This window comes from Streptomyces sp. NPDC014864 (assembly GCF_043081525.1).
GTDB lineage: Bacteria > Actinomycetota > Actinomycetes > Streptomycetales > Streptomycetaceae > Streptomyces.
This window is the reverse complement of record NZ_JBIBWT010000013.1, coordinates 233,102-246,295: the sequence shown is the minus strand read 5'-3', so window position 1 is coordinate 246,295 and position 13,194 is coordinate 233,102. Positions and strand designations below refer to the sequence as shown.

Below are 13,194 nucleotides of genomic sequence, written 5' to 3'. Positions count from 1 at the left end.
GGCGCTGCCGGTGCAGTACGCGGATTACAGCCTGTGGCAGCGGGAGCTGCTGGGTGAGGAGAGTGACGGCGAGAGTCTGGTCTCACAGCAGTTGGAGTTCTGGAGGGCCGCTCTGGCGGGGGCTCCGGATCTGCTGGAGCTGCCGACCGACCGTCCCCGCCCCGCCGTGGCCGGCCACCGCGGCGGCATGTTCACCTTCACCGTCGATCCCACCCTGCACCAGGGCCTCGTCTCCCTGGCCCGGGGCTCCCGGGCGACGTTGTTCATGGTGTTGCAGGCGGGTCTGGCGGCGTTGTTGTCGCGGTTGGGTGCGGGTGAGGACGTTCCGCTGGGGGGTGCGATCGCGGGGCGTCAGGACGAGGCGCTGGACGATCTGGTCGGGTTCTTCGTGAACACGCTGGTGCTGCGCACGGATGTGTCGGGGGATCCGAGCTTCCGTGAACTGCTCGGGCGGGTGCGGGAGTGGGACCTGGCTGCCTACGCGCATCAGGACGTGCCGTTCGAGCGGGTGGTGGACGCGGTCGCGCCGGACCGTTCCCAGGCGCGGCATCCCCTGTTCCAGGTGATGCTGGTGCTGCAGAACACGGCCGCCGCCGAACTCCGCCTCCCCGGGCTGGACACCGCCACCCTGCCCGTTGGCACGGGCGCCGCCAAGTTCGACCTGGGCCTGGAGTTCGGGGAACGCTCGACCGGTGGGATGGACGGCCTGGTCGAGTACAGCAGCGAACTGTTCGACCACGCCACGGTCGAGCGCCTGGTCGACCGCCTGCTGCGGCTGCTCACCGCCGTGATCGCGGCACCGGATGCCCCGATCGGCTCCGTCGACATCCTGGACGACGGGGAGCGCCGGCTCGTCCTGACCGACTGGAACGAATCGGCTCGCCCCCTGGAGCCCGCCACCGTGCCGGAGCTGTTCGCGCGCCGGGTGGCGGCGGACCCGGGGGCGCCCGCGGTGATCTCCGCCGCGGGGACGTTGTCGGCGGCCGAACTGGACGGGCGGGCCGACCGGTTGGCGCAGGAGCTGCGGGCGTGTGGGATCGGTGCGGAGTCGCTGGTCGCGCTGACGCTGCCGCGGTCCACCGAGGAGCTGGTGGTGGCCGTGGTGGCGGTGTGGAAGGCGGGCGGCGCGTATCTGCCGGTGGATCCCGCCTATCCGGCGGAGCGGATCGCGTACATGCTCGACGACGCACGCCCGGCCCTGGTGCTGGCGACCACCGAGACCGCCGACCGCCTCCCTGAAGCCGTACAGCCCGTCCTGCTGGACACCCTCGACCTGACCGACCGGCCGGAGAGCGCCCCGCAGGTCCGGGTCGCACCCGCCAACCCCGCCTATGTCATCTACACGTCGGGTTCGACGGGGCGTCCCAAGGGCGTGGTCGTCTCGCACGGGGGTGTGGCGAGTCTGCTGGCCACGCAGGCGGAGCGGCTGGGGGTGGGTCCGGGCAGCCGGGTGCTCCAGTTCGCGTCGCCGAGTTTCGACGCGACGTTCTGGGAGCTGTGCATGGGCCTGCTGTCCGGGGCCGCGGTCGTGGTGGCGGGCGCGGACGGCCTCCAGCCGGGCGAACCCCTCGCCGAGACTTTGAAGGCGCACGGTGTCACTCATGCCACGCTGCCGCCGGTGGTGCTGGCCGCGATGGACGCCACGGACGAGCTGCTGCCCGGGGGCACGCTGGTCTCCGCCGGTGAGGCGCTCTCGGGTGAGGTCGTCACCCGCTGGTCGGCGGGGCGGAGCCTGGTCAACGCCTACGGGCCGACGGAGACCACCGTCTGCGCGTCGATGAGCGGCGCGCTCGGCGCGGGCGAGGCCCCGCCGATCGGCCGGCCGGTCTACAACTCCCGCCTCTACGTCCTCGACGCCCGCCTGCGTCCCGTCCCGCCGGGCGTGACCGGCGAGCTCTATGTCGCGGGCGCTTCGCTGGCCCGCGGCTACCTGGGCCGGCCCGCTCTGACCGCCGAGCGGTTCGTCGCCGCGCCCTTCGGTGCACCCGGTGAGCGGATGTATCGCACGGGCGACCTCGTGCGCTGGCGGGCCGACGGTCAGCTGGAGTATGTGGGACGGGCCGACGACCAGGTCAAGATCCGCGGGTTCCGTATCGAACTGGGCGAGATCGAGGCCGTGTTGGCCCGCCACGAGAGTGTCGGCCAGGTCACCGTCCTCGTCCGCGAGGACACCCCTGGCCTCAAGCAGCTCGCCGCCTACGTCGTCCCCCGCCCGCACCACAGCGCCGACCCGGCGCGGTTGCGCGCGTATGTCGGAGAGTCCCTGCCCGACTACATGGTCCCGGCAGCGGTCGTCGTACTCGACGCCTTCCCGCAGACGCCCAACGGCAAGCTGGACCGCAAGGCCCTGCCCGCCCCCGACCTGTCCACCACCCCCGGCGCACGGCAGGCCGGCACCGAGCGGGAGGAGGCCCTCAGCCGGATCTACCGCGAGCTGCTGAACCTGACCTCGGTCGGCGTCGACGACAGCTTCTTCGACCTCGGCGGCGACAGCATCATGTCCATCCAGCTCGTCAGCCGCGCCCGCCAGGCCGGACTCGTCATCACCCCCCGGCAGGTCTTCGAGCACCGCACCGTGGCCGCGCTCGCCGCCGTCGCGGGCAGCCTGGATCAGGTCGTCGGCGAGGGCCCGGACCTCGGGATCGGTGACGTGCCGCTCACCCCGGCCGTCCACTGGCTGCGCCAACGCGGCGGCCCCATCGGCCGGTTCAACCAGTCCATGCTGCTCCAGGCCCCGGCGGACCTCACCGAGGACCGGCTCACCGCCGCCCTGCGCACGCTCCTCGACCACCACGACGCCCTGCGCACCCGGCTGATCCGGGAGACCGGGCGGTGGCGGCTGGAGGTGCCGGAGCGCGGCACCGTCGACGCCGTGGACCGGGTGCTGCGGGTGGACGCGGCGGGCCTGGACGCCGCGGAGCTGCGCGCGCTCACCTCGCGGGAGAGCGAGGCCGCCTGGGGGCGGATCGACCCCGACGCCGGGGTGATGCTCCAGGCGGTCTGGTTCGACGCCGGGCCGGGACGGAGCGGCCGGCTGCTGCTCGTCGCCCACCACCTGGTCGTCGACAACGTGTCCTGGCAGATCCTCGTCCCGGACCTCGCCGCCGCCTGCGAGGCGCTCGCCGCGGGGAAGGAGCCCGCACTCCAGCCGACCGGCACCTCGTTCCGGCGCTGGGCCCAGCACCTGCTGGAACTCGCCCACACCCCGGAGCGCGAGGCCGAACTCCCGCTGTGGGAGGCCACCCTGGAGGAGCCGGACGCGCTGCTCGGCGACCGTCCGCTCGACCCCGGTCAGGACGTGTTCGCCACCATGTGCTTCCTGACCACGACCGAACCCGCCGAGCACGTCGCCCCGCTGCTGACCTCGCTGCCCGCCGCGTACCACGCCGGCGTCAACGACGTCCTGCTGACCGCGCTGGCCCTGGCGGTGGCCGACTGGCGGGCCCGCCGTGGCGAGGACGACGAGACAGCGGTCCTCGTCGACCTGGAGGGCCACGGCCGCGAGGACGTCGTCGACGGCGTGGACCTCTCCCGCACCGTCGGCTGGTTCACCAGCCTGCACCCGGTCAGGCTGGACCCGGGCGGGTGCGACCCGGCCGGACTGGAGAGCGGCGGCCCGGCCGTCGGCGAGGCGCTCAAGCGGGTCAAGGAGCAGCTGCGCGCCCTGCCCGACCACGGACTGGGCTTCGGCCTGCTGCGCCATCTCAACCACCGCACCCGGGACGTGCTCGACGGTCTGCCCGGACCCCAGATCAGCTTTAACTACCTGGGCCGGTCCGCCCCGGCGGGCACCGGCGAGGCGGCGCCCTGGACGCCGGTCGCCGACGCGGAGATGGTGGGCGGCGCCGACCTGTCCGGCGGCCGGCCCGACCCGGAGACCCCGCTGACCCACGCCCTCGGCGTGAACGCCATGACCGAGGACCACCCGGACGGGCCGCGCCTGCTGCTCGTCTGGTCCTGGCCGCAGACCCTGCTGCGCGAGCAGGACGTACGCGACCTCACCGCCTGCTTCTCGCGCGCCGTGCGGGCCCTCGCGGCCCACGCCGAGCACGCCGGCATCGGCGGACTCACCCCGTCGGACCTGTCCCTGGTCCGGCTCAGTCAGGACGAGCTCGACGCCTTCACCTCGGGGGCCGGGCCGGTCGCCCCGGACGACTGGGACGACGAGGACGACGAGGACGACTTCTCGGACGAATGGGAGATGGCCAAGTGAGCAAGTCCGCAATCGAGGACGTCCTCCCGCTGTCGCCACTGCAGGAGGGCATGCTGTTCCAGGCCCTGTACGACGAGGACGGACCGGACCTCTACGTCCACCAGCTCCTCCTCGACCTCGAAGGGCCCCTGGACGCCCGCGCCCTGCGCCTGGCCGCGCGGGCGCTGCTGAAGCGGCACGCGAACCTGCGGGTCGGCTTCCGCCACGACCGGTCCACCGAGCCGGTGCAGCTGGTGCACAGCCAGGTCAAGGTGCCCTGGACGCAGATCGACCTGAGCGCCCTGGACGAGGACAAGCAGGAGGCCGAACTCGCCCGGCACGCCGACGAGGACCGGGCCCGGGGCTTCGACCTCACCCGCCCGCCGCTGCTGCGGTTCACCGTCTTCCGGCTCGCCCCCGGCCGCTTCCGGCTGATGCTGACCAAGCACCACATCCTGATGGACGGCTGGTCCGTGCCGGTCCTGGTGCGGGAGCTGTTCGAGCTGTACGGGAGCAAGGGCGACGCCGCCGTGCTGCGCCCGGTCACCCCGTACCGCGACTACCTCGCCTGGCTCGCCGCCCAGAACGCGGACACCGCCCGCGAGGCGTGGCGCGCCGCGCTCGACGGCATCGACGAGCCGACCCTGGTCGCCCCGGTGCACCGGGGCCGGGAACTGGTCCGGCCCGGCTGGCTGCGCCACGAGGTGCCGCCGGAGATCACGGCCGCCCTGCTGGCCTTCGCCCGCAGCCGCTCGCTCACCGTCAACACCGTCGTCCAGGGCGTCTGGGGGCTGCTGCTGTCCGCCCTCACCGGCCGCGACGACGTCGTCTTCGGCGCCATAGTCTCGGGCCGGCCGCCGGAGATCCCCGGCGTCGACACCATGGTCGGGCTGTTCATCAACACCCTGCCGGTACGCGTCCGGTTCCGTCCCGGGGAGCCGCTCGTGGACGCGCTCACCCGGATCCAGGCCGAACAGGCCGAGCTCCTCGCCCACCAGCACGTCCGGCTCACCGACGTGCAGCAGCTCTCCGGCCACCAGGAGCTGTTCGACACCACGCTCGTCTACCAGAACTACCCCGTCGACCCGACCACCGAGGAACTGGAGGTCGACGGCGTCCGGTTCAGCGGCGTCGACGGCCGCGACGGCGCGCACTACCCGCTCAACCTCGCCGCCGGCCTGATGGGCGACGACCTGCACCTGCGGCTGTGCTACGCCCCCGACCTGTTCGACGAGGCCGCCGCACGGGCCGTACTCGACCGGCTGGTACGGCTGTTCACGGCCGTCGTCGCCGATCCCGGCCGGCCCGTCGGCCGACTCGACGTGCTCGCCCCGGCGGAACGCCGGCGCCTGCTCGACGAGTTCAACGACAGCGGCCGCGCCGTCACCCCGGCGACCCTCCCGGAGCTGTTCCGGGCCCGGGTCGCCGAGACACCCGACGCGCCCGCGCTGCTCTTCGGCGACACCACCGTCACCTACGCCGAACTGGACGCCCGCTCCAACCGGCTGGCCCGCCGGCTCATCGAACTCGGCGTCGGCCCCGAGCAGTTCGTCGCCGTGTCCGTGCCCCGCTCGGTGGAACTCGTCACCGCGCTGTGGGCGGTGCTCAAGGCGGGCGCCGGCTATCTGCCGCTCGACCCCGAGTACCCCGTCGACCGGCTCTCCTTCATGATGGCCGACGCCCGGCCCACCCTGCTGGTCACCACCGCGGCCGCCGCCGGACCGCTCGCGGACACCGCGCCGGACGTGCCGCGGCTGATCCTCGACGAGCCCGGCACCGCCGCCGCCCTCGCGGCCCGCGACGACAGCGACATCACGGACGGCGAACGGCTCACACCGCTGACCACCGCCCACCCGATGTACGTCATCTACACCTCGGGCTCCACCGGCCGCCCCAAGGGCGTCGTGGTCCCGCACCACGGCCTGGCCAGCCTGGTCGCCACCCAGGCCGACGCCGTACAGGCGGGACCCGGCAGCCGGGTGCTCCAGTTCGCGTCGGTGAGCTTCGACGCGGGCTTCTGGGACATCGCGATGGGCCTGCTCTCCGGCGCCGCGCTGGTCCTCGGCTCCGCCGACGACCTGCTGCCCGGCGACCCGCTCGCCGCCCTGGTCCGCAGGCACCGGGTCACCCACGCCACCCTGCCCCCGGTCGCGCTCGCCTCGCTCCCGGCCGGCGACGACGTCCTCGCCGGGGCCACCCTGGTCTCCACCGGCGACGCCTGCACCCCCGAGCTGGTCGCCCGCTGGGCCCCCGGCCGCCGCCTCCTCAACGGCTACGGCCCCACCGAGACCACCGTCGGCGCCACCATGAGCGGCCCGCTCGGCGTCGGCGGCACCCCGCCCATCGGCCGCCCCTTCGTCAACTCCCGCGTGTACGTGCTGGACCGCTGGCTGCGCCCGGTGCCGCCCGGCGCGGTCGGCGAGATGTACATCGCCGGGCCCGGGCTGGCCCGCGGCTACCACGACCGGCCCGGCCTCACCGCGCAGCGGTTCGTCGCCGACCCCTTCGGCCCGCCCGGCTCCCGCCTGTACCGCTCCGGTGACCTCGGGCGGTGGCGGGCCGACGGCCGGCTGGAGTTCGCCGGGCGCGCCGACCACCAGGTCAAGGTCCGCGGCTTCCGCATCGAACTCGGCGAGATCGAGTCCGTGCTCGGCCTGCACGAGAGCGTCGGCCACGCCGTGGTCGTCGTCCGCGAGGACGAGCCCGGCGACAAGCGGGTCGTCGCCTACGTGGTCCCGGCACCGGGACGGCAGGCGCGGGCCGAGGCGCTGCGCGAGCATGTCGCGGCGGTGCTGCCGGAGTTCATGGTGCCCTCCGCCACCGTCGTCCTCGACGAGTTCCCGCTGACCCCCAACGGCAAGGTCGACCGCAAGGCGCTGCCCGCCCCGGAGCTCGCCGGCTCCACCACGGGCCGGGCCCCCGAGACGGCGGAGGAGGAGGCGCTGTGCGCCCTCTTCGCCGAGGTCCTGGGGCTGGAGACGGTCGGCGTCGACGACAGCTTCTTCGCCCTGGGCGGCCACTCCCTGCTCGCCACCCGCCTGGTCAGCCGGGTCCGCACGGACCTCGGCGTGGAGCTCGCCATCCGGGCCCTGTTCGAGGCGCCGACACCCGCGGAGCTGGCCGAACGGGTCGCCGCGGCCGGCGGTGCCCGGCCCCCGCTGCGGGCCGCGGACCGGCCCGAGGCGGTGCCGCTGTCCTTCGCCCAGCGACGGCTGTGGTTCCTCAACCGTATGGAGGGGCCGAGCGCCACGTACAACATCCCGCTGGCCGTACGGCTGCACGGCCCCGTCGACCGGGCCGCCCTCGACGCGGCGCTCGCCGACGTCGCGGAACGCCACGAGACCCTGCGCACCGTCTTCCCCGCGACCGACGGCGAGCCCCGCCAGCAGGTGCTCCCCGCCGGCCGGACCCGCACCGCGTTCACCTTCACCACCGCCACCGAGGCCGAACTCGGCCCGCTGCTCGCCGCCGAGGCCGCCCGCGGATTCGACCTGACCACCGAAGTGCCCCTGCGGGCCAGCCTGTTCACCACCGGGACCGCGGAACACGTCCTGCTGCTGGTGGTCCACCACATCGCCACCGACGGCTGGTCGATGGCCCCGCTCGCCCGCGACTTCGCCGCCGCCTACGCGGCCCGTCGGGCCGGCGGCGCACCGGAACTCGCCCCGCTGCCCGTGCAGTACGCGGACTACGCGCTGTGGCAGCGCCGGGTGCTCGGCGACGAGCAGGACCCGCGCAGCGTCGCCGCGCGGCAGATCGCCCACTGGAAGCACACCCTGGCCGGCCTGCCCGACCAGCTCGAACTGCCGCTGGACCGGCCGCGCCCCGCGGTGCTCGGCAACCGCGGCGCCGGAGTCCGCTTCACCCTGGACGCGCGGCTGCACGCCCGGCTCGCCCGGCTCGCCCACGAGACCCGTGCCAGCATGTTCATGGTGCTCCAGGCGGGCTTCGCCGCCGTCCTCACCGCGGAGGGCGCGGGCACCGACATCCCCGTCGGCACCCCGGTAGCCGGACGCACCGACGACGCCCTCGACGACCTCGTGGGCTTCTTCGTCAACACGCTGGTACTGCGCACCGACACCTCCGGCACGCCCACCTTCCGGGAACTGGTGGCCCGGGTCCGGGAGACCGACCTCGCCGCCTACGCCCACCAGGACCTGCCGTTCGAGCGGCTGGTGGAGGTGCTGAACCCGGCCAGGTCACTGGCCCGCCACCCCCTGTTCCAGGTGCTGCTGTCGGTGCACAACAACGCCGAGGCCGACTTCCGGCTCGACGGCGTCACCACCGCCCCGTACGCCGCCGAGTCGGACGTGGCCAAGTTCGACCTGGCCCTCCACCTGGGCGAACGGTTCGACTCCGCCGGTACGCCCGCCGGTGTCGACGGCGTGCTCCAGTTCCACACCGAGCTGTTCGACCGGGTCACGGCCGAGCGCCTCGCCGGGCGGCTGGACACGCTGCTCACCGCGGCCACCGATCGGCCCGACGCGCCGGTCGCCACCCTGGACGTGCTCACCCCCGCGGAGCGGACGCGGCTGCTCGCCCACGGCGACGGCGGCACCCGCGAGACGCCGGAGGTACCGCTGCCCGCGCTGTTCGAGGCGCAGGTCCGGCGCACCCCGCGCGCCACCGCGCTCGCCGCCGCCGAGGAGACGCTCTCCTACGAGGAGCTGAACACCCGCGCCAACCGGCTCGCCCGGCTCCTGGTGGCCCACGGCGCCGGACCCGAGCGGGTGGTGGCGATCGCACTGCCCCGCTCGGCCGGCCTGGTGGTCGCGCTGCTCGCGGTGCTGAAGTCCGGCGCCGCCTACCTGCCGCTCGACCCGGACCACCCGGCCGAGCGCACCCGGTTCGTACTGGCCGACGCCGCGCCCGTGCTGGTACTGAGCGAGACGGCCGTGGCGGCCGGCCTGCCCGCCGGTCCCGCCCCGCTGCTGCTCGACACCCCGGAGACCCTCCGGGACCTGGCCGCGCGGGACGGCGCCGACCTCACCGACGCGGACCGCGCCGCCCCGCTCTCCCCGGCCCACCCCGCCTACGTCATCTACACCTCCGGCTCGACCGGCCGCCCCAAGGGTGTCGTGGTCGAACACCGCTCGGTCACCGACTACCTGAGCTGGACGGCGGCCGAGTACCCGAGCGCCGCGGGGACCGCGCTGCTGCACTCCCCGGTCACCTTCGACCTGACCGTGACCGCCCTCTACACCCCGCTCGTCACCGGCGGCCAGGTCCGCCTGGGCGCACTCGACGACGAACCGGCACCCGGCACCGCCGTCACGTTCCTGAAGGCGACCCCGAGCCACCTGCCGCTGCTCGCGACGGCACCCGACGCCCACACCCCGACCGGTGAACTCCTCCTCGGCGGCGAGGCGTTGACCGGTGAGGCACTCGCCGGATTCCGGTCCCGCCGGCCCGGAACCACTGTGGTCAACGTGTACGGACCCACCGAGGCCACCGTCAACTGCGCGCAGTACCGCATCGAACCGGGACAGCCCCTGCCCGCCGGGCCCGTGCCCATCGGCCGGCCGTTCGCCAACACCCGGGCCTACGTCCTCGACGCGTGGCTGCGCCCGGTTCCGCCCCGTGTGCGCGGCGAGCTGTACATCGCCGGGGCGAGCCTGGCCCGCGGCTACCTCGACCGGGCCGCGCTCACCGCCGAACGCTTCGTCGCCGACCCGTACGGACCGGCCGGGACGCGCATGTACCGCACCGGTGACCTGGCGTACTGGGACGACGAGGGCCGGCTCGTGTACGCGGGCCGCGGCGACGGGCAGGTCAAGCTGCGCGGCTTCCGCATCGAGACCGGGGAGATCGAGTCCGTGCTGGCCGGGCACCCGGGCGTCACCCGGGCCGCCGTGGTGCCGCGCGAGGACACCCCGGGCGACCGGCGCCTGGTCGCCTACGTCACCGGGGACGCCGTACCCGGAGCGGACGAGCTGCGGACACTGGTCGCCGGCGCGCTGCCGGAGTACATGGTGCCCGCCGCGTTCGTGGCTCTCGACGCGCTGCCGCTGACGCACAACGGCAAGCTCGACGTACGCACCCTGCCCGCACCGGAGTTCACCTCCTCCCAGGCCTACCGGGCACCCCGCTCCGAGCGCGAGGAGCTGCTGTGCCGGCTGTTCGCCGAGGTGCTCGGGGTGGACCGGGTCGGCATCGACGACGACTTCTTCGACCTGGGCGGCCACTCCCTGCTGATCATGCGGCTCGCCGGACGGATCCGGGAGGCGCTCGGCAGCGAACTGACCGTGCGCACCGTGTTCGAGGCGCCGACGGTCGCCCGGCTCGCCGGGCGGCTCGGCCACGACACCCTGGACGACGCCCTGGAGGTGCTGCTGCCGCTGCGGGCCGGTGGCGATCTGCCGCCGCTGTTCTGCGTGCACCCCGGGCTCGGCGTCGGCTGGGTCTACTCAGGGCTCGTGCCGGCCCTGGAGCGCGACCGCCCGGTCTACGCGCTGCAGGCACGGGGGCTGACCGGAGGGGACCGGCTCCCGCGGAACGCCGAGGAGATGGCCGACGACTACCTGGCCCACATCAGGAAGGTGCAGCCGCACGGCCCGTACCACCTCCTCGGCTGGTCCTTCGGCGGTCTGGTGGCCCACCTGATGGCCACCCGGCTCCAGGCCGAGGGGGAGGAGGTCGCTCTGCTCGCGCTGCTCGACGCGTACCCGACCGGGCGCAAGCACGTGGAGCACGGCGGCGACGGCTTCCTGCGCGGGCTCGCCGGGCTGACCGGCCGCGCGCCCGCCGACGAGAGCGCCCCCCTCGACCACGCGGCCGTGGCCCGGCTGCTCGGCGAGGGCGAGACCGGGCTCGCCGGCCTGCGGGCCCGGCACGTGGCGGCGATCGAACGGGTCGCCGCCAACAACCAGGTCCTCGGCGACGCGCTGCGGCCCGGCGTGCACCGCGGCGACGTCCTGTACTTCCTCGCCACCGAGGGCCGCGACGCGGACGCACCGCGCGCCGAGTCCTGGCAGGCCCATGTGACCGGGCGGCTGGAGATCCACGAAGTCGCCTGCGCCCACGACGAGATGACCCGTCCCGGGCCGATCGCCGAGATCGGCCGAGTGCTCGCGGACCGAGTCCGCGGTGAGTGAGGAGCGAACTGTGGAGCTGGCGATACACACGGAGGGACTGCGCAAGCGGTACGGCGACCACGAGGCCCTGCGCGGCGTCGACCTTGCGGTCCCGGCCGGCACCGTGCTCGGGGTGCTCGGGCCCAACGGCGCGGGCAAGACCACCACCGTCCGCATCCTGGCGACCCTGCTCGAACCCGACGCGGGCACTGCCCGCGTGGCCGGGTACGACGTGGTCCGCGAACGCCGCCAGGTGCAGCGGGCGATCGGCCTCACCGGCCAGTACGCGGCCGTCGACGAGCAGCTCACCGGCGCCGAGAACCTGCGCATGGTCGGCATGCTGCAGCGGCTGACCCGCGCCGGGGCCCGGCAGCGAGCGGCCGAACTGCTGGACCGGTTCGGCCTGACCGAGGCGGCCGACCGGCCCGCGGGCACCTACTCCGGCGGTATGCGCCGCCGGCTGGACCTGGCGGTCAGCCTGGTCGCCCGGCCCTCCGTCCTCTTCCTCGACGAGCCGACCACCGGGCTCGACCCGGCCAGCCGGCTCGACCTGTGGGCGCTGATCCGCGAGCAGGTCGCGGCGGGCGTGACCGTGCTGCTCACCACCCAGTACCTCGAGGAGGCCGACGAACTGGCCGACCGGATCGTGGTGGTCGACTCCGGCCGGGTGATCGCCGAGGGCACCTCGGACGAGCTGAAGCGCAGGGTCGGCGGCGAGCGCCTGGAGGTGGGGCTCGCCGACCCGGCCCAGCAGCCCGCCGCGACCGCCGCGCTCACCCGCGCGGTGGGCGCGGCCCCGCTGGCCGGCGACGACGGCCGGGTGCTGTCGGTGCCGCTGGACGGCGGCCTGCACGACATCGCCGAGGCGGCGGTCGCCCTGCGGGCCGACGGAGTGGCCGTGACGGACTTCGCCGTCCGCCGCCCCTCCCTCGACGACGTCTTCCTCAGCCTCACCGGACGCACCGGCCGGCCCGCGGAGGAGACCCAGGGGGACGCCCCCGGCGCGGGGGCCGAGGACACCACCGGCGACCGGGCCGCGGACGAGAGCGCGGACGGGTCCGGACACCGCAGCGAGGAGTGGAGCGCGGCATGAGCGCAATGACACGGGTGGCACACGGCGACGGGCCGTGGGCCGCACTGAACGACGGGATGATCTGCCTCGAGCGCCATCTGCGGCACCTGCGGCGGGCGCCGGGCCGGCTGGTCAACGCCGTGCTGCTGCCGATGATCTTCGTCCTGCTCTTCGGGGTGCTGTTCGGCAGCGTCATCGAGGTGCCGCACGGCGACTACGCCGAGTTCATCATGGCCGGCATCTTCGTCCAGGGCGTCATGAGCGCCGTCCCCGGCACCGCGGTCGGCGCCGTCGAGGACCTGCGCAACGGGCTCGTCGACCGCTTCCGCTCCCTGCCCATGTCGGGCGCGGCCGTCCTGGTCGGCCGCACCCTCGGCGACACCGTGCTGCGCGCCCTCAGTTGCGTCGCCATGGCCGCGGTCGGCGTCGGCATCGGATGGCGCACCCACGAGAACGCGCCGAGCGTCCTCGCCGGCTTCGGCATCCTGCTGCTGTTCGGATTCACGATGGCCTGGCTGGGCGCGCTCATCGGGCTCTCGCTCGGAGACCCGGCGACCGCCTCGTCCGTGCCGTCGCTGCTGCTGATGCCGGTGCTGTTCCTGTCCAACGCCTTCATCCCGCTCACCGGGCTGCCGCACTGGCTGACCGTGGCGGCCGAGTGGAACCCGCTGAGCAGCGTGGTCGGCGCCTGCCGCGACCTGTGGGGCAACCCCGCCGCGACCACCGGCCACTCCTTCCCGGGCGACCACCCCGTCGCGCTCAGCCTGGCCTGGATGGCGCTGATCCTCGCGGTCGTCGCCCCGCTGGCCATCCGCAAGTACCGTACCGCCGCCGCTCGTTGAGCGTCGCACACCGAG

At 74.5% G+C, this 13,194-nt stretch carries 4 protein-coding genes; all 4 read left to right on the top strand.

All coding sequences use genetic code 11. The features are described from left to right. A partial coding sequence (locus ACF1A5_RS23870; protein WP_392194888.1) for an amino acid adenylation domain-containing protein occupies positions 1-4,213 on the top strand: 4,213 nt, incomplete at its 5' end. After that, positions 4,210-11,286, top strand: coding sequence for an amino acid adenylation domain-containing protein (locus ACF1A5_RS23865; protein ID WP_392194887.1), 7,077 nt, complete (start codon positions 4,210-4,212; stop codon positions 11,284-11,286). The genes ACF1A5_RS23870 and ACF1A5_RS23865, both read left to right, overlap by 4 nt. A gap of 10 nt (positions 11,287-11,296) precedes the next feature. Further along, a complete protein-coding gene (locus ACF1A5_RS23860) occupies positions 11,297-12,358 on the top strand; it encodes an ATP-binding cassette domain-containing protein (RefSeq protein WP_392194886.1) in 1,062 nt (353 codons plus the stop codon). Further along, on the top strand, positions 12,355-13,179 hold the full coding sequence (locus ACF1A5_RS23855; protein ID WP_392194885.1) for an ABC transporter permease: 825 nt from the start codon (positions 12,355-12,357) through the stop codon (positions 13,177-13,179). Before ACF1A5_RS23860 ends, ACF1A5_RS23855 begins: the two co-directional genes overlap by 4 nt. The last annotated feature ends 15 nt before the right edge of the window (positions 13,180-13,194 follow it).